This window comes from Salinivirga sp., from assembly GCF_055145285.1.
In genome coordinates, this window is the sequence record NZ_JBSRDC010000057.1 from 1 (window position 1) to 21,843 (window position 21,843).

25 protein-coding genes are annotated in these 21,843 nt (G+C 40.8%); 11 read left to right on the top strand and 14 right to left on the bottom strand.

Annotation, left to right across the window (positions count from 1 at the left end):
- Positions 1-180, top strand: a 180-nt coding sequence (locus ACTB0Y_RS11015) for a GIY-YIG nuclease family protein (RefSeq protein ID WP_463206875.1), incomplete at its 5' end; no start/stop codon positions are given.
- A gap of 140 nt (positions 181-320) precedes the next feature.
- Here ACTB0Y_RS11015 and ACTB0Y_RS11020 read toward each other — a convergent pair.
- Positions 321-764: a hypothetical protein gene (locus ACTB0Y_RS11020; RefSeq protein WP_463206876.1), complete on the bottom strand. Its 444-nt coding sequence runs from the start codon at positions 762-764 to the stop codon at positions 321-323.
- 456 nt (positions 765-1,220) lie between these two features.
- On the opposite strand from ACTB0Y_RS11020, the gene ACTB0Y_RS11025 reads away from it, so the two are divergent.
- The 10 genes from ACTB0Y_RS11025 to ACTB0Y_RS11070 are packed head-to-tail and all read left to right on the top strand — an operon-like array spanning position 1,221 to position 9,559.
- Complete coding sequence (locus ACTB0Y_RS11025) at positions 1,221-1,562, top strand: transcriptional regulator (protein ID WP_463206877.1); 342 nt, start codon at positions 1,221-1,223, stop codon at positions 1,560-1,562.
- Between the two features lie 2 nt (positions 1,563-1,564).
- Positions 1,565-1,978, top strand: coding sequence for an ATP-binding protein (locus ACTB0Y_RS11030; protein ID WP_463206878.1), 414 nt, complete (start codon positions 1,565-1,567; stop codon positions 1,976-1,978).
- Between the two features lie 6 nt (positions 1,979-1,984).
- Positions 1,985-3,367, top strand: coding sequence for a [Fe-Fe] hydrogenase large subunit C-terminal domain-containing protein (locus tag ACTB0Y_RS11035; protein ID WP_463206879.1), 1,383 nt, complete (start codon positions 1,985-1,987; stop codon positions 3,365-3,367).
- Entirely contained in the window at positions 3,354-3,689 is a 336-nt protein-coding gene (locus ACTB0Y_RS11040) for a DRTGG domain-containing protein (RefSeq protein ID WP_463206880.1), read from the top strand. Before ACTB0Y_RS11035 ends, ACTB0Y_RS11040 begins: the two co-directional genes overlap by 14 nt.
- A gap of 10 nt (positions 3,690-3,699) precedes the next feature.
- Positions 3,700-4,440 carry a PHP domain-containing protein gene (locus tag ACTB0Y_RS11045; RefSeq protein WP_463206881.1) on the top strand — a complete coding sequence of 247 codons (741 nt, stop codon included), beginning with the start codon at positions 3,700-3,702 and terminating at the stop codon, positions 4,438-4,440.
- The gene (locus ACTB0Y_RS11050; protein WP_463206882.1) at positions 4,437-4,985 is read left to right on the top strand and encodes an ATP-binding protein; all 549 of its coding nucleotides are present in this window, start codon (positions 4,437-4,439) and stop codon (positions 4,983-4,985) included. The genes ACTB0Y_RS11045 and ACTB0Y_RS11050 overlap by 4 nt, the downstream gene beginning before the upstream one ends.
- A 31-nt stretch (positions 4,986-5,016) precedes the next feature.
- On the top strand, positions 5,017-5,418 hold the full coding sequence (locus ACTB0Y_RS11055) for a (2Fe-2S) ferredoxin domain-containing protein (protein WP_463206883.1): 402 nt from the start codon (positions 5,017-5,019) through the stop codon (positions 5,416-5,418).
- 13 nt (positions 5,419-5,431) lie between these two features.
- On the top strand, positions 5,432-7,225 hold the full coding sequence (locus tag ACTB0Y_RS11060) for an NADH-ubiquinone oxidoreductase-F iron-sulfur binding region domain-containing protein (RefSeq protein WP_463206884.1): 1,794 nt from the start codon (positions 5,432-5,434) through the stop codon (positions 7,223-7,225).
- 16 nt (positions 7,226-7,241) lie between these two features.
- Positions 7,242-9,023, top strand: a complete 1,782-nt coding sequence (locus ACTB0Y_RS11065; RefSeq protein ID WP_463206885.1) for an NADH-dependent [FeFe] hydrogenase, group A6 — start codon at positions 7,242-7,244, stop codon at positions 9,021-9,023.
- A gap of 41 nt (positions 9,024-9,064) precedes the next feature.
- Positions 9,065-9,559 (top strand): NADH-quinone oxidoreductase subunit NuoE family protein, encoded by a 495-nt coding sequence (locus tag ACTB0Y_RS11070; protein ID WP_463206886.1) that lies wholly within the window; start codon positions 9,065-9,067, stop codon positions 9,557-9,559.
- Between the two features lie 153 nt (positions 9,560-9,712).
- On the opposite strand, the gene ACTB0Y_RS11075 is transcribed toward ACTB0Y_RS11070, so the two are convergent.
- The 13 genes from ACTB0Y_RS11075 to ACTB0Y_RS11135 form a co-directional block, all read right to left on the bottom strand.
- On the bottom strand, positions 9,713-9,844 hold the full coding sequence (locus tag ACTB0Y_RS11075) for a hypothetical protein (RefSeq protein WP_463206887.1): 132 nt from the start codon (positions 9,842-9,844) through the stop codon (positions 9,713-9,715).
- A 354-nt stretch (positions 9,845-10,198) separates the two neighbouring features.
- Complete coding sequence (locus ACTB0Y_RS11080) at positions 10,199-10,387, bottom strand: hypothetical protein (protein WP_463206888.1); 189 nt, start codon at positions 10,385-10,387, stop codon at positions 10,199-10,201.
- Between the two features lie 110 nt (positions 10,388-10,497).
- Positions 10,498-11,631 (bottom strand): DUF5692 family protein, encoded by a 1,134-nt coding sequence (locus ACTB0Y_RS11085; protein WP_463206889.1) that lies wholly within the window; start codon positions 11,629-11,631, stop codon positions 10,498-10,500.
- Positions 11,628-12,458: a DUF5692 family protein gene (locus tag ACTB0Y_RS11090; RefSeq protein ID WP_463206890.1), complete on the bottom strand. Its 831-nt coding sequence runs from the start codon at positions 12,456-12,458 to the stop codon at positions 11,628-11,630. The genes ACTB0Y_RS11085 and ACTB0Y_RS11090 overlap by 4 nt, the downstream gene beginning before the upstream one ends.
- Positions 12,459-12,506: 48 nt before the next feature.
- Positions 12,507-13,082 (bottom strand): TetR/AcrR family transcriptional regulator, encoded by a 576-nt coding sequence (locus ACTB0Y_RS11095; RefSeq protein ID WP_463206891.1) that lies wholly within the window; start codon positions 13,080-13,082, stop codon positions 12,507-12,509.
- A 191-nt stretch (positions 13,083-13,273) separates the two neighbouring features.
- On the bottom strand, positions 13,274-14,038 hold the full coding sequence (locus ACTB0Y_RS11100; protein WP_463206892.1) for a dimethylarginine dimethylaminohydrolase family protein: 765 nt from the start codon (positions 14,036-14,038) through the stop codon (positions 13,274-13,276).
- Between the two features lie 10 nt (positions 14,039-14,048).
- Positions 14,049-15,179, bottom strand: coding sequence for an MBL fold metallo-hydrolase (locus tag ACTB0Y_RS11105; RefSeq protein ID WP_463206893.1), 1,131 nt, complete (start codon positions 15,177-15,179; stop codon positions 14,049-14,051).
- Between the two features lie 173 nt (positions 15,180-15,352).
- Positions 15,353-16,018, bottom strand: coding sequence for a PAQR family membrane homeostasis protein TrhA (gene trhA / locus ACTB0Y_RS11110; RefSeq protein WP_463206894.1), 666 nt, complete (start codon positions 16,016-16,018; stop codon positions 15,353-15,355).
- A gap of 62 nt (positions 16,019-16,080) precedes the next feature.
- Positions 16,081-16,620, bottom strand: coding sequence for a VOC family protein (locus ACTB0Y_RS11115; RefSeq protein WP_463206895.1), 540 nt, complete (start codon positions 16,618-16,620; stop codon positions 16,081-16,083).
- A 246-nt stretch (positions 16,621-16,866) separates the two neighbouring features.
- Positions 16,867-17,289: a hypothetical protein gene (locus tag ACTB0Y_RS11120; protein ID WP_463206896.1), complete on the bottom strand. Its 423-nt coding sequence runs from the start codon at positions 17,287-17,289 to the stop codon at positions 16,867-16,869.
- 175 nt (positions 17,290-17,464) lie between these two features.
- On the bottom strand, positions 17,465-18,322 hold the full coding sequence (locus tag ACTB0Y_RS11125) for a glycoside hydrolase family 16 protein (protein ID WP_463206897.1): 858 nt from the start codon (positions 18,320-18,322) through the stop codon (positions 17,465-17,467).
- Between the two features lie 338 nt (positions 18,323-18,660).
- A complete protein-coding gene (locus tag ACTB0Y_RS11130; RefSeq protein WP_463206898.1) occupies positions 18,661-18,987 on the bottom strand; it encodes a DMT family transporter in 327 nt (108 codons plus the stop codon).
- Positions 18,988-19,139: 152 nt separating this feature from the next.
- Entirely contained in the window at positions 19,140-21,593 is a 2,454-nt protein-coding gene (locus tag ACTB0Y_RS11135; RefSeq protein ID WP_463206899.1) for a DUF294 nucleotidyltransferase-like domain-containing protein, read from the bottom strand.
- Positions 21,594-21,843 lie beyond the last annotated feature (250 nt).

Below are 21,843 nucleotides of genomic sequence, written 5' to 3' on the forward strand. Positions count from 1 at the left end.
GTGTATATTCTCCAAAGCGAAAAAGACCAAAAGTATTATATTGGTAGTACCTCCAACGTAGAAAAAAGACTTGACTATCATAATAGAGGGTTGCAAAGATCCACCAAAAATCGTATCCCTTTCAAACGAAAGCATAAAAAATTGACCTCAAAAAAATCTATTGGCACGACAACAAGATAGCTAATGTGTAACCCGAAATTAAAGCGCCGTAGGTATGGGATTAGCGTAGCAAACGAAAAAAAGGAGAACTCCCTGTGGAATTCTCCTTAAAACCTTTACAAAAGTTTTTATAAAAAAAACAGCTTACCCCTTACTGTTAATTATTCATCGCAAAATACTTCATAATTTGCACCGGCAGCAACCCCCAAAAGCTCCTTAACTGTTATGGTAATTCGCTGTGGGTTACATTCGTCTATACCCCACTCTTCTGTACCCAGGTCATCGGAATATGATTGATCATATTGCCAGGCTTCGGTATCTGCATTGTATAAATACACATCGTAAGAAATAGAAATACTGTGCTCTTTTCCACTCTCGATATCAAAATAGTCTGAAAATTCTCCATAAGGAATATCTTCAACTATTTGTCCACCGACTTTAAGTTCAGTTATTTCGTACTTTGTAGGTACCACACCCAATGCTTCGGAATATGCTCCATTACGAACACGTACTTCATAAGTTTCTGAATCTTCTTCACAAGCAACAAATGTGAGACTCATTAATGCAACAAGCGCTAATGCTTTGAATTGGTTAAGAAATTTCATAAAAATTTAATTTAAGTTAAAAAATAATAAGTAGCTAATTTTTAGATGCTTCACAGTTTCTGGATCTTAGTTATATTCTTTTTTTAGTTGTTTATAACTCAATGCTGTTATTTTTCCATTTTGCTACATTCATTATGTTGCTAAATTCATTACTCTTTGAAATTTTTTTTTTACACATCGCTGCAAAAGCGTAGAAAATTCGATTGCTTTCGACACATAATCAATCCTTTACAATAAAATTAACTTGTATAATTTTTTTTTGCTAAGTAATAGAGTTGTTATTTTTGGGAGATTAGCTCATACATAAAAGCTATTGGACATCTTACTTTTATTTAGTATAAATAAAATCATTGTTATGCTGTGCAACATGTTGAATCAAAACCTGATATACAGCATGTTTTAAAGGCTCAAATTGGTGCATGGTTTGATACCTTTATACCAAAAAACCGAGATACAATGACCATAACCACCATCAGCGAAATAATCAAAGGGAAAATAGCCAGCTACCCAAAAAACAAGGCTGATTTCAATTTCTGTTTTGCCTCAGACCTTATGAGTGATGTACTGAGGATCGACACCGATGAAATGATACTCCTTACAGGTTTGGCTAATATGCAGGCAATACGCACCGCAGAGATGGCAGACATCAACTGCATTATTCTGGCACGCGGCAAAAAAGCTACCAGTGACATGGTTAACCTGGCCGAAGAAAGCTATATCACCATCATTGAGAGTCCTTATTCCATGTTTCATATAGCAGGGTTATTATTCCAAAACAGTATTAAACCCCTGTTTTAATCATGAAACTTGAATTTACCATATCAGGTGGTGATTTTTCAAAAGCAGGCTTTGCCTCCAGTGAGGTAAAAAAGACGCTAAAAAAAATCAATGTAGACCCCAAAATTATTAAACGGGTGGTGGTAGCTTTGTATGAAGGGGAAGTTAATGTATGTGCGCATGCCTATACAGGCAAGATAAGTGTGGAAATTGACGGGGCCATTATAAAAATACAAATAAAGGATGAGGGCCCCGGAATTGAAGATATTGAAGAGGCCATGAAGGAAGGATACTCCACAGCGAGTGAAGCGGTAAGGGAAATGGGTTTTGGAGCTGGCATGGGTTTGCCCAACATGAAGAAAAACGCCGATGAGATGCAATTAGAAAGTAAAGTAAACGAGGGCACTACAGTATCCATCGTACATTATTTAAAGTAAAACGCTATGGAAACACATTTTTTTCATCATGCACTTAAAATAAACCAGGATGTTTGCTATGGATGCACACATTGCATGACCGTGTGCCCTACCGAGGCTATTCGTGTTAAAGACGGCAAAGCATTCATATATGAACACAAATGCATTGATTGCGGCATGTGCATGAAGGCATGTCCGGTAAATGCCATTCAGGTAGAGCAGGATGATTTCAACAATATATTCAAATACAAACACAGGGTAGCGCTCTATCCCAGCGTTTTAACAGGCCAGTTTCCTTCAAAATACTATGCATCGCAAATAACTGCAGTACTGCTCGATCTCGGTTTTACACATGCATTTGAAGTCGAACATGGCGCTGATTTTCTGAAAAAAGAAGTTCCCAAATATCAGCTCGAAAGCGAATACAGACCAGTGATATCGTCATTTTGTCCGGCCATAATACGGTTGATACAGGTAAAATTCCCATCGCTGGCCAACAATGTAATGCAACTAAAACCCCCGGTGGAACTTTCCGCTCAGTTTTACCGCAAACACCTCACAGACAAAAATATTGCAGACGAAGATATAGGCATATTCTACATCACTCCATGCGCAGCAAAAATTGCAGCCATAAAGAGCCCTGTGGGGGAACCTGACTCCCACATAGACGGGGTAATCAATATGGATTTCATTTTTAACCGCATCTTCAGGGCACTTAAACAAGGCAAAGGGACCCATCGTGAATTGCCCGACAAGCCTACCATGAGCCCGGATGCATTGAAATGGAGTCTTACAAACGGCGAAGCCGCACATGCCAAAGGCCGTAGCATAGCCATTGATGGTGTTCACAATGCCATGGATTTTCTGGAGCAATTGGAAGACGAAGAAATATCCAATATAGACTTTATCGAAATAAGAGCATGCGATGAGAGTTGTGCCGGTGGCATACTTAATACCAACAACCGTTTTCTGACAGTAGAACGGCTGAAACTAAGAGCAGCGCATTATGAGCAGGATCAGGCTAAAACAGCTGAGAGTAATCCGCTTTTACAACAAAAAGCCTACGTCAAAGAAAATAGTCGTATAGGAGCAGTTAAACCACGCTCTATGCTAAAACTCGACGAAGATATGGCCCGCGCCCTGATAAAAATGGAAAAAACACGCCGGCTAATGTGCTTTTTGCCCGGCATTGATTGCGGAGCCTGTGGAGCACCGACTTGCCAGGCGTTGGCTGAAGATATTGTGCAGCACAAAGCAGCACTGAGCGACTGCATTTTTATGCAGGCGCATATGCAAACCCACGGTAAAATGTCAAGAAAAACAGCATACAAAAAAGTAGAAACTATATGGGGCGAAAACCGCCTGCAAAAAAATTGTAAAAAGAAAGGAGCCAAAGATGAAAATATCTGAAATAATCGAAAAACTTGACCTTAAAGTTTTCGCCGGTGCTGATAATCTCGATCGCAAAATATCAGGCGGTTACGTGAGTGACTTGCTTAGCGATGTAATGGGATTCTCCAACGAGGGCAACATTTGGGTTACATTACAAACCCATAAAAATGTAATGGCCATTGCCTCATTAAAAGAGCATGCAGCAGTAATTGTTGTAAAAGGCTTTCAGCCCGATGAAGAAACCATCAAACATGCCAATGAAGAGGGTATACCATTGCTGGGGTCGCATGAACCCACTTTTGAACTCTCAGGCAAGCTTTATGAACTTATCAATTCATAGTTAAACCAATATGCAGTCCTTTAAAGCCGATTTACATACCCATACTGTACTTTCACCATGCGGAAGTCTTGAAATGAGCCCCGGACGCATTATCGAGAAAGCCGACAAGGAAGGTATTGATTTGTTGGGTATTACAGATCACAACAGCACGTTGATGTGCCATGTGCTGGACGAAGTGGCTGCAGAGCATGGCATTACGATTTTACCGGGCGCCGAAGTCAATACCAAAGAGGAGGTCCACTGCCTTACATTTTTTAAAGATTGGAAAACTTTGGCTGCGTTTCAGCAATATCTTGAACAACATCTTATTTTCATCCCAAACGATCCAAATCGTTTTGGTTACCAGGTGGTTGTAGACCGAGATGAACAAATAGTAAATGAAGTAAACAGTTTGCTGATTGCCAGCCTCAACCAGAGTCTGGATGAGATTGCAGAAGAAGTGCACCGTCTGGATGGCATATTCATCCCGGCACATATAGACCGGCCTACCAACAGCATCACGTCGCAATTGGGATTCATCCCCGACAATCTTAAGGCCGATGCCCTCGAAATATCAAAATTCACTACTTTAAAAGCAATGAAAAGGCTCCAACCCAATGTGGATGTATTTAGCATAATACAAAGTTCCGATGCCCACTTTATAGGCAACATAGGCGACACTTCATGCAATTTCTATATGGAAACTCCCACGTTTGAAGAAGTTAAAATGGCACTGGCTGGAGAAAACGGCCGCAAAGTAACATTGGTATGAAAGATTTATCACAACATATTCTGGATATCGCCAACAACTCCATTCGTGCGGGAGCTACGCTGATACAAATCAGTATCACAGAAAAACCTGAAAAAGATCTGTATACCCTCATAATTGAAGATAACGGTTGCGGTATCCCAAAAGACAAAATTGAGGAGGTGTGCGACCCGTTTTACACAAGCAGAACAACAAGAAAAGTGGGTTTGGGTATTCCGTTACTCAAACTCAACGCAGAGCGCACTGGTGGTTGGTTTTCACTAACCTCGGAAGAAGGAAAAGGCACCACGGTTAAAGCTGTTTTCAAACATAAAAGCGTGGACAGACCCGCCATTGGCGACATTTCAGGCACTCTAAGTATTGTTGCGGCAACCGACCCAAAAATTGACCTTGTTTACATACATACCAATCAGTCAAATGAATATATCTTTGACAGCAGAACAATAAAAGCAGAATTAGACGGCATATTATTGTCCAATCCGAAAGTGATGAGATTTATAGATGAAATGATCTCAGAAAACTTAGAATCAATTAATTATACCAAATAACCATTTTTGTTTAAAACCAAAAGGAAATCAAATGGCAAAAGTTAAATCATTAGCTGACTTGCGCAAGATGAAAGAAGAACTACAAACGAAAGTTCATCTTCGTGAAAAAGCTGACAACCCCGAATCACTGGTACAGGTAAAAGTAGGAATGGGTACCTCAGGCATTGCATCAGGTGCTAAAGAAGTATTTAATTACCTGGTAGACGAACTCGAAAAGCGAAATATTGAAGCCATCGTTACGCAAACCGGCGATATGGGCTACAGCTATGCAGAACCAACCATTGAGGTTACAATGCCCGGCAGCGAACCCGTTGTATACGGTTATGTGGATGTGAAAAAAGCCGATGAAATTATCGAAAACCACATTAAGCATGGTAAGTGGGTAGACGGAATTATACCCGCCAACTACAGAACCATTGAAGATAATAAATAAGGAGGAATAAAGCATGGCAAATTATAAAATACAATTGCTGATTTGTGGCGGAACAGGATGTCGCGCCTCATCGAGCAACCTGATCATAGATGAATTAAAAACCGAACTGGAAAGCCACAACCTGGCAGAACAGGTACAGGTAGTTGAAACCGGATGTTTTGGGTTCTGTGAAAAAGGGCCTATTGTGAAAGTATCGCCCGACAACACTTTCTACACTCAGGTAAAACCTGAAGATGCCAAAGAGATCGTAGAAGAGCATGTGATTAAAGGCCGTAAAGTAGAAAAATTACTCTACACCGACCCGGAAACAAAAAAACACATCAGCGACTCCAAACACATGGAGTTTTATAAAAAGCAAGTGCGCATAGCATTGCGCAACTGTGGATTTCTTGATCCGGAAAACATAGAAGAATATATTGGCCGCAACGGTTACGAAGCATTAGGTAAATGCCTTGCCGAGCTAAAACCCAAAGAGGTCATTGAAGAGGTAAAAGCCTCAGGATTGCGTGGACGCGGTGGTGGTGGATTCCCCACCGGACTGAAGTGGCAATTTGCGGCACAAAACGATGCAGACCAGAAATACGTGGTTTGTAATGCCGACGAAGGCGACCCGGGCGCATTTATGGACCGTTCCATTTTGGAAGGCGATCCACACAGTGTATTGGAAGCAATGGCCATTTGCGGTTATTCAACCAATGCCAGCAAAGGACTAATTTACATCCGTGCAGAATATCCATTGGCTATTAAACGCTTAATTATAGCCATTGACCAGGCCCGTGAATATGGTTTGCTTGGCGAAAAAATTCTGGGTACTGATTTCAATTTTGATATTGAACTACGTTACGGTGCCGGTGCTTTTGTATGCGGTGAAGAAACTGCACTGATCCACTCTATGGAAGGTGAACGTGGTGAGCCAACCGTGAAACCACCATTCCCCGCAGAATCTGGTTACTGGGGCAAACCTACCAACGTGAACAACGTGGAAACATTTGCCAACATACCTGCTATTATAAACAAAGGTGCCAAATGGTTTACCTCTATTGGTACTGAAAAATCGGCCGGTACAAAAGTATTCGCACTTGCCGGAAAAATTAATAATGTTGGATTGATTGAAGTACCTATGGGTACAACACTGCGCGAAGTGATTTTTGAAATCGGTGGTGGTATTCAGCATGGTAAAAAATTCAAAGCAGTACAAACCGGAGGTCCCTCAGGTGGTTGCTTAACCGAGAAGCACCTCGATACACCAATTGACTTCGACAATTTGCTTGCAGTCGGATCAATGATGGGATCGGGCGGTATGATTGTGATGGACGAAGACGACTGTATGGTTGCAGTATCCAAGTTTTATCTTGATTTTACCGTAGAAGAATCATGTGGTAAATGCGCACCCTGCCGTGTAGGTAACAAGCGTTTGTACGAAATATTGGATAAAATTACCAAGGGTAAAGGCACAGAAGAAGACCTTGAATTGCTCGACAATATGAGTCGTGTAATTAAAGATACAGCACTTTGTGGATTGGGTCAAACATCTCCAAACCCGGTACTTTCTACATTGGAAAATTTCAACGAAGAATATCAAGAGCACGTAAAAGATCACAAATGCCGCGCAGGTGCCTGTAAAGATCTCATGCAGTACATAATAGAACCTGAAAACTGTGTAGGATGTACAGCATGTGCCCGTGTTTGCCCTGTTGGTGCCATTACCGGCGAGCGCAAAGAAGTGCACCACATTGATCAGTCGCTGTGTATAAAGTGCGGTGCCTGTATCGAGAAATGTAAATTTAACGCCATTTTCATTCAATAAGAGGAGGAATCTAGCAATGGATAATATAAAAGTCACAATAGATAACAGACAAATAGAGGTTCCCAAAGGAACCACAATCTATCATGCTGCCAAGCAGTTGGGTATCGAAATTCCGGTACTTTGCTACATGGAGCTGAAAGATATGAACATTGAGAATAAACCCGGTGGTTGCCGCATTTGTGTGGTAGAAGTTGAAGGACGCCACAACCTGGCTCCCTCCTGCTCCACGCAATGCTCCGACGGCATGGTAATTAACACACACACCACGCGGGTGTTAAATGCACGCCGTACAGTACTGGAGTTCATTCTCTCCGACCACCCCAAAGACTGCCTTACCTGTGCCAAATCAGGTCACTGCGAATTGCAGGACATGGCTGTTAAGCTGGGTGTACGCAAAATTCACAACGAGGAAACTTCAGAAATGTCGACCTACAAAATCGACTATTCGCCCTCGATCATTCGTGATCTGGACAAATGTATCATGTGCCGACGTTGCGAAACCATGTGCAACGACGTGCAAACAGTAGGTACACTTAGCGCCATCAACCGTGGATTTGAATCAGTTGTATCACCGGCATTTGAAATGGACCTTGAAAAATCGACCTGTACCTATTGCGGGCAGTGTGTAGCTGTATGTCCTACAGGCGCCCTCACAGAGGTTGACCATACCACTAATGTGCTGCGCGCATTGGCCGATCCTAATAAAACTGTAGTAGTACAAACCGCACCTGCAGTACGTGCTGCACTGGGTGAAGAGTTTGGTCTGAATGCCGGTACACTGGTAACAGGTAAAATGGTATCTGCACTGCGTCGCCTTGGTTTCGACCAGGTGTTTGACACCGACTTTGCAGCCGACCTTACCATTATGGAAGAGGGAACCGAATTATTAGACCGTCTGAAAAAACACCTCGATGGCGACAAAGATGTGAAACTTCCGATACTTACTTCTTGTTGCCCGGGATGGGTGAATTTTTTCGAAATGCAATTCCCCGACATGATCGATATACCTTCAACAGCGCGTTCACCACAGCAAATGTTTGGCGCCATTGCCAAAACTTATTATGCTGAAAAACTGGACGTGAAACGTGAAGACCTCATTGTGGTTTCTATAATGCCTTGTTTGGCCAAAAAATATGAAGCGCAGCGCGATGAGTTTAAGGTGGAAGATAATCCGGATGTGGATTTCTCAATCTCGACACGCGAACTGGCACATTTGATTAAGGAAGCCAACATGGATCTTGAAAATATGCCGGACGAAAATTTTGATAATCCTATGGGAGAATCAACGGGTGCTGGTGTAATTTTCGGTGCTACCGGTGGTGTTATAGAGGCTGCCACACGTACTGCCTACGAGATACATACAGGCAAAACCCTTGAAAAAGTAGATTTTGAACAGCTTCGTGGTATGGAAGGCATACGTGAAGCAAAAGTAGATTTCGACGGATTGGAGTTGAACATTGGTATTGCACACGGATTAGGTAATGCCCGAAAAATGCTGGAAGACATCCGCAACGGAAAATCACATTTCCATGCCATTGAAATTATGGCCTGCCCGGGTGGATGTATTGGTGGTGGCGGCCAGCCATTGCACCATGGTGACTCTTCGATTTTGAAGAAACGTATAGAAGCTATTTACCGTGAAGATGCCGGTAAAAAAATCCGCAAATCGCACGAGAATCCAATGATTAAAGAACTTTACGAAAACTTCCTTGGGGCGCCCATGAGCGAGAAAGCACACAAGCTGTTGCACACGCACTATCATGACAGAAGGCCCAAAGTAAAACTGAGGGAAGAGTAAATTTATCATTGACCAATTTTAAAAAATTTAAACGTACAGATATGAGTGAATCTAAAGTATCCCTCAAAAAATCAGACGTTGAAAAACTAAAAGCTGCCTGCAAAGAGTTCAATTACAAGGCTGGTGAGCTGATCAACGTACTGCATAGAGCTCAGAGTATTTTTGGCTATCTGCCGGCAGAAGTACAGGAAGTTGTGGCAGAAGAACTCAACGTACCCCTCGCTAAGGTTTATGGTGTGGTAACATTCTACTCCTTCTTCACCATGATTCCCAAGGGACGTAACCCGATATCTATTTGCACCGGCACAGCATGCTATGTGCGTGGTGCGGATAAGGTACTGGATGAGTTCAAGCGCTTGCTAAAAATTGAAGTTGGTGAAACATCATCCGATGGTGATTTTTCACTGAACTGCCTGCGCTGCGTTGGAGCATGCGGACTTGCCCCTGTGGTACTCGTAGGCGAGAAAACCTACGGCCGCGTATCGCCCGACGAAGTAAGAGATATTCTGAAAGAATATGATTACGTAGCAGATTGATAATTTAGTATATTTATTTAGAGAGTCGTTTCATATTCTGAAGCGGCTCTTTTTTTTAAGTTTCAAGCTACAATAAATCAACTATTGGTTGTTTACACCTAACACAAGCTGATAATGCCAGAAGGCTGAATAACTTCCATCAATCGGATAAGCCTAATTCAGGGTCATCCCCATTTTATTGCCCAATAATACACCGGTAATGCAATGACCAAACTCATGTATGAGACAACTGACTAAAACCACTACAAAAATAATCCCGGTATATTTCAAGTATGATTTTGCCATACCACTGCATGGTTTTTATTATACTAATATCAACTTACCAAGAAGCCCACAATAAAATAAAAATGACGCAATATGGAAGTTATCAATATGCGCCCGTGAGTTGAACAGTATAAAATTGAAATAGATGTTATAGGGTTGGCATTGTTATTTATAATTCAAAATAAAATTACACTCTGCAAAATGCTTTTTCATCCACACAAATTCCTTACTCATGCTCAAGGAACTATTGCATAAATCTCATATTGAGAACACAGAATTATTGACAATGCATAAAAACAATACATCTAAATTGTCAAGCATCAGAAATTATCCAAAATCATGATACTGATATTCCAGTTATTTGTAAAATTGTAATTAAGATTCCTCCTTTTTTCGTGTGGCAAACTTCTTTGCAGAATATTGCCCTATAAAATAAGCTACCAAAATTGGGAGCAATGCAAAACTCGCATACTTTTCCAACAGTCCATAATAATCCAGGCCTGATAAAACAGCAGCGGAAAGGATAATAAACATCAGATCAAATAAAATTTTCCTCGTTTTCATGTTTAATTGCTTTGATATTTTTTTGTGCAACTACAATTTGGCGCAGAGCTAATATACTGATTATTTAAAAAAAATATCCCATTTTGTGAAAGATGGTAAATTCTTCACTTCTAACTTTTCGCAGTCAGTCGCTTCACAAAAATGGCAAAATAGGCGACGTTCAACACAATACTCAACAAAGCCGCAGCGAGCATCAGGGTGGTATTTCTGGGAACAAGTAACTCCATTTGTTCGGTAAACCGGGGGAAGGTAAAATAGTACATAAACCATGCTGCCAGGGTAAATGCCCGTGCCTGCAACCATGTGCCTTTCTTGATAAACAAGGCAGGAATTGTGCACGACAACAATACCATCAACTGCGCTGAAGTAGAGCCGGGAAAGTTCAGGTAAACATAAACAATATTCCACACGTCGTATGCCACAATCCACAATACAGGCATGAGCGGCCAAACCATATCTTTCTCTTTGGAATTATCCGGGCCAATTTGCTTCCAACCATAGAACAGGGTAATGGTACTTAAAATGCCGGCAATACCATTCAGTATGTTGGGCAGGTATCCCATGGAGAAATCCTGCGAAACCGCTTCCATGATATTTACCGCCAGGAATAACGCGGCCACCAGTTTAACCCAGTTATGTTTTCCAAACTGCTTTGAATACCGGATAAAGGTAAACCACACGGCGGCAAAAACTACCGAATAAACTTTTACCCATTTAAACCAATATGTAACCCCCTGATCAGGCCAGACAAAAATAGTCAAAACCATAGGCAGAAGGAAAAAGAAAAATACAGATGCCCATTTACGCTTTCTGAAAAGTTCATTGAGCGCAATAAGCACCACAAGAATCATTACCCAGTGAAAAATGGCCATCCCATGCCGATAAGGTTTTACCGTGCCGTTATAAGGGCCATTTTTGTAGGTCAATGTATTTTGATCTGTAATGGACAGGGTAGAACCTTCAAATGCTGTAATAGCAGCCGAATCAGCACTGCTTATTATAATTTTGTTTCCTTTGCGCACCCAGTGCTTTTGTTCCACAGCAGTGTTCAACCCGCCCTTTTGCCGGGTAATTTCCACCAGGCTATCGGTGGTAAAATGGAGGCGATAAAAAAAGGCTCCTTCACCCGATTGGCCATCAATAATGGTTTGCCATTTCCCTTGCTGAAATTCCTGTGCCGGCATATTGTTTGCTCCGGCTAAAAACGCCAAAACAATTAGCAAAAATACGCTTAACTGTTTCATGCCTCTGCGGTTTTTGGGGTTTGCTGAAAATCTTTTCTTCTTTTGATGAAATACCAAAACAGATAAGGCACGTGCAACACGAAGTTGATTAGTCCCCAATAATACACGGCCGTGTCGCTGGCAAAGGCCGATGAATCCATTAAGGGGGTAAATATATCATAGGTTGCACGTATGAGAATATGCACTGCAAGCGTATAGGCTCGCGCCTGTACATAAAGCTCCGGTCGCCTTTTCAGATGTGGATATATTTCGGCAGCCAGTAAGATACACAGCGAACTGGCTGCAAAACCAGGATTCTCGGCATACACAAAAGCTATATTCCATGTGGTGTACAAGAAGTTCCACATGGGATCGGTATAGACCAGCATATCTCCGGGCTTTTTCTTTGAAAAAATCCAGCCTTTCTTCCGTCCTTTCGATTTAAAAAGCGGAATGGTCACAATCAGGATAAAGCCGGAGATGGCATTAAAATAATTTCCCAAAGCAATATCTTTAAGCGAAGCTTCCAGAATGTTGAGCCCCAATACTCCGTAGAGCGACCACAGTACCCAGTCTTTCCGGAAAAATGACCACCAACCGCCCCTATTTTCATAATGCGCGATTCTGCCCAGGCCCAGAATAAGGGCTGTGGGCACAAGCACAGAAAAAGTTTTCACCCAACGAAACCAGCCTTCGAGCTGAGTATTCCACAGTGGAAATGTAAACAGGGCCAATATCCAGAAAATGGCTGCTGCGCGGGGTTGCTTGCGCATCACCTCGATAAGAATCATCAGTATGCCTATGTACAAAGGCATCGAAACTAAGTATTGCCAAACAGGTATATCCATAACGCGAATCTTTAAAGTGAATAAATATTCATTTATAAGTCAAAAAAATTATGTTTTAATCATATCCCAACTCAGTTTAAAAGCTTGTTCAATACGCTGCTCATCTAATTGATAATCATTGGTCACGCTTTCATCTGCCAGCTCACGAATAAAACCGATCATGGCCAGGAAGAGCATTTCATCTTCCACATGGTTTTTGATAAGCATTTCGCGTTTGCCGCGCCGAATGATTTCGTGCACAGGCGATTTCATATTCTCGGCCATGGCGTGTTGCTCAGGTGTGATATAGGGCGAACGGTAATACTGCTCCAGAAACACACTCTCTCTGTGGTGTTCAATTCGGTGTTTCAAATAATTGACCCACACCTTTTTCAACCCAATTTTGAATGGTTCGTTTTCGTCATAATCTTGCAGGAACCGTTGCTGCGATTTCTCACGAAAATCCAGATATAGTTTGTGTAAAAGCTCCTCTTTATTTCTAAAATAGATGTACAAGGTACCAATGGCCATGCCGGCTTTTTGGGCCAGCTTAGACATAGTGAGACCGGCAATGCCCTCCTGATGTATGAGGTCCAGACTGGCATTGTATATTAGCGCAATTTTATTGTAATCTTTTACACGCATGCAACAAACATAATGAATAAATATTCATTTTTCAAAAAATGTAATATTTTGTATAACATGTGGGATAAAATTATACAGTTATCTTAAGTAAAAATAATGAACGAGTAATCAGCTATCTCGATTAATAGTATATGCCAGGCCTGCTTTTATTCTCAAAGCGTTAAAGTTCTCTGCAAGATAAATGTAAAAACTTAGAACCTGAGCGATAAGCAACTTAATCCGCCATCCATTTTTTGAAATTCTGACAGGTCAAGTTCAATGACTTGATAGCCCAATTGTTCAATACTGGCTTTTGTTTTGGGAAAACCCTGGGGAACCAGTACATAGTTGTTTATTCTCAGTGAATTGGCTGCATATTTTTCTTTTCTATCAACAATTATCTGGTTGTAGGCTTTAAAATCATCTTTTGAACAAAAACTTCGTTGCATGATCAGATTGTTATCGCCCAGGTAATTAACTCCCGTTTTGAAATGCAGCAGGTTGCATACCGGGATGGAAAAGACATCGTAATTGTATTGCGTTAGTATTTTATTTAATTGTTTAGAGCCTGAAAGGTTTGTTCTGCCTGATAACCCAATGTAAAATTTGTCATCAGCCTGCATAATATCTCCGCCCTCCATTTTACCGGGTTCTTCAATATAATGGAGCTTCATGAGGGGTTTCAGGATATTCTTTATCTCTTTTTCCTCCCCCAACCTGCGTGGATCGCCGGGTCGCGCAATAACACCAAAATCGGGTGTAACCACAGCCGTATCTTCCACAAAACAGGAATCAGGGAAGTCCGCATTGGCATCTAAAACGGTTAATTGCAATCCACACTTTATTAACGCTTCACAATAGGCTTCGTGTTGCTTCAGCGCCAAATAATAATCGGGTTTTCCAAGGTTTGCTGTTGATATACCATTGGCAAAGGTCGCGGCAGGTTTTCGTACGATGGCTTTTGTAAAAGTGCTCATAAAGTTTGTTTTACTGAGTGATATAATTCGTCCACCACTTTTCGTTTGGAAAATATTTTTCACCCAAAACAACGGGTTCTCCAATTTCGGGTGTGGTTATGGGCATATTAAGTTCTTTAGCTTTAGTCACTGCGCGTTCTGCAGGATCTGTCCAGTCGTGAAAAGCAAGGGTGAACGCTCCCCAGTGAATGGGCATCATGAGTTTGCTTTTAAGATCTGCTGCTGCCTGTGCTGTTTCTTCGGGCATCATGTGTAAGTGTTTCCAATTCTCGTTATACTGGCCACACTCCAAAAGGGAGATGTCAAACGGTCCGTATTGGTCACCTATCTCTTTAAAATGTGGTCCATATCCACTGTCTCCGCTAAAATAGATATTATCTTTCTTGCCCTGAATAATCCATGAACACCAAAGTGTTGTTGCCCGGTCGAATAATCCTCTACCGGAAAAATGGCGTGCCGGGGCACACATTAAATTGATATGCTCAAACCGGATACTATCTCCCCAATTCAGTTCATGAATGATTGAAGTATCTACACCCCAGGATCTCAAATGATTTCCAACACCTAACGGGGCATAAAATTGCCCGACTTTATTTTTCAACTGCTTAATAGTTTTATAATCCAGATGATCGTAATGATCGTGCGATAAAATTACTGCGTCAATAAAGGGCAAACGGGATGCTTCAATTGGTATTTTGTCTGAAAACCTTTTTGATCCGGCAAAAGAAACCGGCGAAGGCGATCTGCTTAGCATTGGATCAATAAGAATTTTCTTTCCATCCATCTCCAGTAAAAAGGTAGAGTGCCCAAACCAGGTTAAACGGGTTGTCTCAGCATTGAGGCTGGCTATTGAGGCAGAATCAATTTTTTGTATCGCAATATTTTCATTGGGGCTTCGGTTGGGAGATTTATTCATCATCTCTTTAAAAACCTTCCTGAAATTCATGTCCATTGGACTTGGCTGCTGGTTTTGAAATTTACCATTTTTAAAATTTTGCAGTTGGCCGAAAGCAGTTTTTTGTTCCTTCGATAAGCTACTTCCAAACTGAGGGCTGAAAGTCATAAACAGCGCCACGCCTATGATGCCTAAAAAAATAATTCCCAGTAGCGAAAGTCCAATCATTTTTAATATCCTCTTCATTTATTTTGGTTGTAGCACATTTAATTACACTCTAACAAATACAAACTGGTATTTGTAGTGGAAAGTTTATAGTTCTGGTTTAATTTTAAAAAACCAAAATGAATACATTCTGATTGCAAAAGCCATTCTGCAGGGGTTGAAACGGATTACGCGAATCCAAATAGCCAATTTTACTAAGCCGGCAACACATAAAACAAAACAGCCAGCGCATGCATTACACTCCCTGCAATAACCAACAAATGCCAAATAAGGTGGTGATAAGGCAATTTTTCCATTTTAAAGAACACTGTACCAAGTGTGTAGCATGCTCCACCGATTAAAAGAAAAAAAACACCCATAGTTGGAATATTGCGTAATATTGGTTGCAAAAAAAACAGCAGCATCCATCCCATGATAATGTAGGAAATAATGTAAAAGATATTAACTCCCTTTTCAAATTTATTGGGCAAAAATACCTTTACAATAATGCCGGCAAAAGCAAAGCCCCACTGAAGTCCAAAAAGGGTCCAGCCCCAGTCTCCATGTAAACCGACAAGGGCAATAGGCGTGTAGGTCCCGGCAATTAAAAGGTAAATGGCAACCTGATCAAAGTTGTGGAAGAAGTCTTTTGCTTTGCCCACATTTAAACTGTGGTTAAGCGTAGAAGAAAGGTAAAGCAAAATTAATGTAGCCCCGTAAACGCTGGCACTAACAACTCTCCGCACAGTGCCATATTTGAGGGCAACAATAACCATAAAAACAAGTCCTGTAATAGCCAAAATGGTTCCAATACCGTGGGAAATGGCATTTGCCAATTCCTCCTTTTTACTGAAACGTCCGGCTATTGTTTTTTCAGGCATATCAAACACGAAGTTACACTGGTTTCTCTACGTATGAATTTTTCTATTTTTTTGTAGTCTTGCTATTTTGTGGTTTTTCCTTCCATAGCCGTAAACACACTGTCAACAGGCTCCCAAAGTTCTATTTTATTGCCTTCATCATCCATTATGTGCACAAACTTACCATATTCATAGGTTTCAATACTGTCAAGTATAGTTACGCCATTTTCTTTTAGTTGCTTTAAAAGGCCTTCTATATTTTGCACTCTGTAGTTAATCATAAAATCCTTTTTAGAAGGCTCAAAATATTCGCTACCCTCTTTAAATGGACCCCATTGGAGGTAATTTATTTCTTCAGGCCTGTTGGCGTTTCTAAATTCAAAGCTTGACCCCCACTGATTCACCTCAAGTCCGAGGTTCTTTGAATACCAATCTTTTGTTTTTTCAGGATTTTCTGAGAAAAAGAAAATGCCCCCGATACCAGTAACTTTTGGGGTGGTATCTTTTGATGATTGGCCGTTTGTCTCTTGTGTCTTGTTTGTCATATTATTTGCACTGTTAGTTTCTCGACTACAATCGAAGAAAATGGTCACAATTGAGATAATCACTAAAAAATATTTCATCTGTTTATATTTTTGATTTCAGTGGTCATAACCTGTCCCGATGACCAATCGGGATGGAGCTCACGATGAATTTTAATCATTGGCCGAGCTCGTAAACTCGGTTCTCGTGTGTGTATTTTAGAATGCTAAAATTCATGTTCGTTTCATATTAATCACGCATTGCTTACTTCTATACAAGCTCATTCACAACCCTAAATCAGCCATCTTTTACTGCCATTACCTTCTCAGAATAGCAGTTGTTGCTTCTTATTCCTCCTTGTCCATTTCTAAAACTAAATTAGATTCATCAAGAAAAAATAATATCTTCTCACCCTCCTTTTTTGCTTTTATCGCCATCAATATTCCTTTATCTGTTTCATTATTTTTCCATTCCTGAATAATAAAAGCTTTAGATAGATCATTATACTTCCAGTGACCATTTTGGATTTCCATGTCTGGAATCTCAAAATGGAAAGAGAAGTTTTGATCGGTTTCAAATTCAAATCTTGAATTTAAAAATGCATTTTCCAGTATTTTAATTTTCTGTTTCTGCTCATCTGATAACTCAATAAGGATATTCACTTTTTTAACGGTCCATATTCCAACAATATTTGCATCTGTAAGTGCCTGTGCACTTACTTTCAGCCCCAAAAAAAGCATAAAAGAAAAAAGAATTAGTAATTGCTTCATTTTTTTGAGTTTTTGATTCTTTCGGATCATCGCATTTAGATCAAAACAAGATTAAAAGCCTTTATAAAGATTGACCTTTATCTTAATAGTGCCAAACAGTACAAATAATTACCGGCAAAATTGTTTCTTGATGTAAACACATAAATTTTTATAAACCAACTATCGATGTAATCGTTTATTTCCTGGACTCATGCTTCACCCAGTCCACTTCCATCACCCATTCGCCTTCCATGGGCGCATCTGTGATTTTTGCATAATTTAAAATTGCAAACATGGGCTCCGGGTATTCATCGCCCTGTCCAACATTGCGATGCACTTCTTTACCATCGAGGCGAAAAACAAGGTCGCTGCCCTCCCACTCTACAGAGTATTCGTGGTATTCATTGAGCGTGGCAGGGATATCGGTACGTAAACTTCGCCAATCGCCTTTATCGCACTCTCCAAGGCTTTTAATAGCTCCGGTGGTATATTTATCTTTTTGGTGGTCGCCATGGTGCTCAAAAATATCAATCTCACCAGAGCCGGTTAGTGGCCAGCACACATTTTCATCGGCTTCCTGCACGGGAGGTTCATTGTTTCGGGCGCCAAGTATCCACCAGGCAGGAAACATACTTGCCTTGCCATTGCCATGCAGTCTTAACCTTGCAGTCCATTTACCTTTTACAAACTCTTTCCGGTTTTTGGTAACGATACGTCCTGCTATATATTTGGTCTCAGGATGCTGATTCCCATGCTTGTCCATGTTGTCGCAGTTGATTTTTTCTCCGACATTAACCACTTTTATTTTAAGTGTGCCATCACTCACCTCGCGTGTTCCATACTCGCCATCGGGTACATAACACTGCTCTTCATTATTCACCCAGATTCGCTGATCCTGCCAGTTGTCGGGATTAAATGTATCGAAATCGTCGATGAAATCGACTGTCCAAACATCATTTGATGCAGTTTCTTTTTCAGATTTCTTGTTGCCGCCATTACAGCTCATTACAAATGGCATAAAGACCATTAGCGAAATAATTAAAATTCGATTCATCTGTTTATAATTTTGACTTTAGTTGTCATGACCTGTCCCGCAACAGGCGGGGTGAAATTTCCTTTTCCCTGACAACAAGCTTTTCACTTTTATTTCTCTGAATAATCATGAGCGTGTACTTCGACACGCTCAGCATCAGCTTCGGCATGCTCAGCAGAACTGTGTTAAAAGCCTTGTCATAGAGGGTCCATTAATTATCTATTTGATTCATTATTCGATTTCAAGATGAAATAAGCCCTGGCCATGCATTTGTTGATATAAAATTAATAATCCTGCCGCAAAAAGCAAGGCATAAAAGACAAAATAAGCCTCACAACAAATCGATGTAATGAATCAATTCAGTGAGAAACAGCCTTTAAACCCACAATCGATATAATTAATGTAGATAGGAAAAAGAGCCTTAAAAACGTGGTAGGCTCCTTAAAAACAAATATACCCACCAGGGCTGTACCAACAGCGCCAATGCCAGTCCACACAGCATAGGCCGTTCCAATGGGTAATGTTTGGGTGGCTTTTATTAAAAGGCTCATGCTTATAATCAGCGTTACAAAAAATCCGGCATACCATAAGTACATTTCGTTTCCTGTAGTCTCTTTGGCTTTTCCCAGACAAAAAGCAAAAGCTACTTCAAAAAGCCCTGCAATAGTTAAAATTATCCAATTCATTATTTATTTTTTAGGATGAAATTAACATAAATTTATCAATCGAATGCTGTATATGTGTACGCCCTGAATAAGCCTTACATAAATAACAATAAACAATATTTTAGCTTATCCGCGCAAAATCCCTAAAATTCGGCACATCAGGTTCCGTACTTCTATCTGACAAAGTCCATATTCAATCCACTCAAAAATTCATGGATTTTATTGATGGAGTGATCCAATAAACTGCGTTCGGCATGTGTTAGTGTGCCAAGGTCGAGCAAATTGTCGGGCGGTTCATGGTTCATGAATGCTTTTATTTGTATCTGCAGGCGTTTATGGGTAAGGAAATTATAAATGTATTGCAGTTCTTCTGCTTCCAGGTTGTTTTTCAGATTACCCGATATAGCATGCAGCCGCGCAAGTGTGTTTGTTGATGAGGATTGATGAAATAAGCTGTAAATGCGTATACCGCTGACGAGCGGGAATAATATTTTTTTCAGGTCGACGGTTTCAGCTTCTAAAGTTGGTTTAAAACGATTGAGAGAAGAGGCCATGTGATAAAAAAACAATCCGTTTTGTGGTGTAAGTGTGTGCAAATGCTCATTTAATAATTCTGTGAGCTTTTTATCGCCATACACACACCGAAAATCGAAGAAAACACTGCTGTCGAGTATGTTTTGCGGCTCGGGCGATTGTGTCCAGTCGGTGAAATATTTTTTCCAGGCTGATAATGGCTGGCACCATTTGGGGTTACCGGCCATGATTTCTCCCGGACAGCGATTGTATCCTATTTTGTGAAGATCGTTGTTGACTTTTTGAGCAAACCGCAAAAAATACGCTTTCGCTGCATCTTCTTGTTTGCAATCTTCAAAAACAATAGCATTGTCCTGATCGGTGTAAAGGGTCTCTTCCATACGTCCTTCGCTACCGAGCACCATAAAACAAAATGCCACAGGCGGCTTGCCCATTTCTTCCATAACCAACTCAATTACGCGCTGATGTATGGCATCGGCAGCAAAAGAGTTTACGTATGTGATATTGGATGGTTTGCTGCCGCTTTCGAGCAATGCATTGATTAATACGGGGATTCGCTTATGCAGTTGGGTTAACTTGTCAATGGTTTCTGCTACATAAATCTCTTTAACCAGATAACCCAGGCTGTTTTGCTGAAAATCGAGCAATTGCTTTTTGCTGACAACTCCAACGGCTTCTCCTTCCTCATTTCTTACAAGTAAATGAGATACTTGATGTTTCCAGCATTTTATTACCACTTCGTACAACGGCGCTGTGCCTAAAATATCGACCACCGGGGCTGTCATGATGGAGGAAACCGGACTTTCGACTGGCTTTTGTTCGGCCACCAGCCGGTTTTGTATGTCGTTTTGGTTGATAACACCCACAATATGCGGTCCTGAAGATACAAAAACTATGTTTTGTTCATGCTTTTTCATTTGCACAGAAGCTTGCTGCAGGGTAGATTCAATGGAAATAGTCAGGTGTGGTTTCACATTGCTGTAAATAGGCTGACTCATGAGTAAAAGTGGCAGTTGCAATTCCCTGGCAAGTTCTTGCGACTCGCGGCTGATTTGCTTATCGGTGGTAATATCTTTTACAATGACAATAAAACCCTCTTCGTGCGCATAATCGACTCTGCAGACCGATAAAACCACATCTTTAGGCGCTTTTCCGGGCAAAAGTAACTGTGCTTCAATACTGTATGATTTGCCGGGTTGTTGCATTGCGGCTTTTACTTCGTTCCATTTAACAGAAAACAGATCATTGAACCGGAGGCTTGAACTGTCGTGTATCTCTTTCTCCAGCAACTTTGCTATTTTGAAATTATGATAGGTAATCTGGTCATTAACCAACATTAAAGTTCCATCGTTCGATGCTTCAACCAGCGATTTATATTTCTGACGCGACTGCCTGAGGTTTTGCTCGGCGGCTCTTCGTTTGAATTCCAGTTTAAGACTTTGCCTAATTACGTATATCCATGTAAGAATAATCAGCAGAACAATGGCGGCAGAAATGAGCAATAGCCGGTTTTTTAGGTGGGCAATTTCAGCCCGTACATCTTCCAGATAAATTCCGGTGCCAATGACCCATCCCCATGGCTCAAATCCTTTTACGTACGAAAGCTTTGGCACGATACGCGTAGTATCATCTTTCCATTGCCAATAATAATCAATAAATCCGTCGTTATTTTCGCTGACAATTTCAACGGCTTTTACGAACAGTTTTTTGCCGTGCGAATCTTCATAATCTGTAAGGTCTTGTCCGATTAATTCGGTTCGATATGGATGCATAATCATGCGGGGCTGTTGGTCGGTAATCCAAAAATAATCTTTCCGGGCCTGTCCGTACCGCATTTTTTCAATCTGCCGGGCTGCATTTTCCTTTGCCTCTGCCAGTGTTAGAATGCTGTCTTTGGAATTCTCGTGATGCTCTTTCAGCACACTCCAGGCTGATTGTGTCAGTTCTTTGATGGTTTCTTTTTTTGCATTCATCAGGTTTTTTTCGAACTGAGGGATGATGACAACAAAAAAACTGATAATGAACAACAGAATGGCAAGCATTGAGGGTAATACAATACTGACAAAAAACTTATAAAGGCTATTGTGTGGCATTTACGAGGGTTTTAATGGTATATAAATTTATCTTATTCCTGTGGAAAGGCAAAATATATTTTTGGAAATCACAAATTTGTTAAATTCCAATGGACAAATTTTAAAAAAATATTATAGCAATATCATTTAGTCAGGGCGTGAGGGATTTTGCGGATTGAATATAATATTCGAATTTATTACGATTTATAGCTGAACTCACACCCTGACGTGGCTGATGACTTGTAATGTCCGGTTGCAAAGAATCTGTCAA

Bases quoted from the DNA above. Each gene is read 5' to 3' on its own strand.
- ACTB0Y_RS11020 (WP_463206876.1), bottom strand. From the start codon at position 764: ATGAAATTTCTTAACCAATTCAAAGCATTAGCGCTTGTTGCATTAATG.
- ACTB0Y_RS11025 (WP_463206877.1), top strand. From the start codon at position 1,221: ATGACCATAACCACCATCAGCGAAATAATCAAAGGGAAAATAGCCAGC.
- ACTB0Y_RS11030 (WP_463206878.1), top strand. From the start codon at position 1,565: ATGAAACTTGAATTTACCATATCAGGTGGTGATTTTTCAAAAGCAGGC.
- ACTB0Y_RS11035 (WP_463206879.1), top strand. From the start codon at position 1,985: ATGGAAACACATTTTTTTCATCATGCACTTAAAATAAACCAGGATGTT.
- ACTB0Y_RS11040 (WP_463206880.1), top strand. From the start codon at position 3,354: ATGAAAATATCTGAAATAATCGAAAAACTTGACCTTAAAGTTTTCGCC.
- ACTB0Y_RS11045 (WP_463206881.1), top strand. From the start codon at position 3,700: ATGCAGTCCTTTAAAGCCGATTTACATACCCATACTGTACTTTCACCA.
- ACTB0Y_RS11050 (WP_463206882.1), top strand. From the start codon at position 4,437: ATGAAAGATTTATCACAACATATTCTGGATATCGCCAACAACTCCATT.
- ACTB0Y_RS11055 (WP_463206883.1), top strand. From the start codon at position 5,017: ATGGCAAAAGTTAAATCATTAGCTGACTTGCGCAAGATGAAAGAAGAA.
- ACTB0Y_RS11060 (WP_463206884.1), top strand. From the start codon at position 5,432: ATGGCAAATTATAAAATACAATTGCTGATTTGTGGCGGAACAGGATGT.
- ACTB0Y_RS11065 (WP_463206885.1), top strand. From the start codon at position 7,242: ATGGATAATATAAAAGTCACAATAGATAACAGACAAATAGAGGTTCCC.
- ACTB0Y_RS11070 (WP_463206886.1), top strand. From the start codon at position 9,065: ATGAGTGAATCTAAAGTATCCCTCAAAAAATCAGACGTTGAAAAACTA.
- ACTB0Y_RS11075 (WP_463206887.1), bottom strand. From the start codon at position 9,844: ATGGCAAAATCATACTTGAAATATACCGGGATTATTTTTGTAGTGGTT.
- ACTB0Y_RS11080 (WP_463206888.1), bottom strand. From the start codon at position 10,387: ATGAAAACGAGGAAAATTTTATTTGATCTGATGTTTATTATCCTTTCC.
- ACTB0Y_RS11085 (WP_463206889.1), bottom strand. From the start codon at position 11,631: ATGAAACAGTTAAGCGTATTTTTGCTAATTGTTTTGGCGTTTTTAGCC.
- ACTB0Y_RS11090 (WP_463206890.1), bottom strand. From the start codon at position 12,458: ATGGATATACCTGTTTGGCAATACTTAGTTTCGATGCCTTTGTACATA.
- ACTB0Y_RS11095 (WP_463206891.1), bottom strand. From the start codon at position 13,082: ATGCGTGTAAAAGATTACAATAAAATTGCGCTAATATACAATGCCAGT.
- ACTB0Y_RS11100 (WP_463206892.1), bottom strand. From the start codon at position 14,038: ATGAGCACTTTTACAAAAGCCATCGTACGAAAACCTGCCGCGACCTTT.
- ACTB0Y_RS11105 (WP_463206893.1), bottom strand. From the start codon at position 15,179: ATGAAGAGGATATTAAAAATGATTGGACTTTCGCTACTGGGAATTATT.
- trhA (WP_463206894.1), bottom strand. From the start codon at position 16,018: ATGCCTGAAAAAACAATAGCCGGACGTTTCAGTAAAAAGGAGGAATTG.
- ACTB0Y_RS11115 (WP_463206895.1), bottom strand. From the start codon at position 16,620: ATGAAATATTTTTTAGTGATTATCTCAATTGTGACCATTTTCTTCGAT.
- ACTB0Y_RS11120 (WP_463206896.1), bottom strand. From the start codon at position 17,289: ATGAAGCAATTACTAATTCTTTTTTCTTTTATGCTTTTTTTGGGGCTG.
- ACTB0Y_RS11125 (WP_463206897.1), bottom strand. From the start codon at position 18,322: ATGAATCGAATTTTAATTATTTCGCTAATGGTCTTTATGCCATTTGTA.
- ACTB0Y_RS11130 (WP_463206898.1), bottom strand. From the start codon at position 18,987: ATGAATTGGATAATTTTAACTATTGCAGGGCTTTTTGAAGTAGCTTTT.
- ACTB0Y_RS11135 (WP_463206899.1), bottom strand. From the start codon at position 21,593: ATGCCACACAATAGCCTTTATAAGTTTTTTGTCAGTATTGTATTACCC.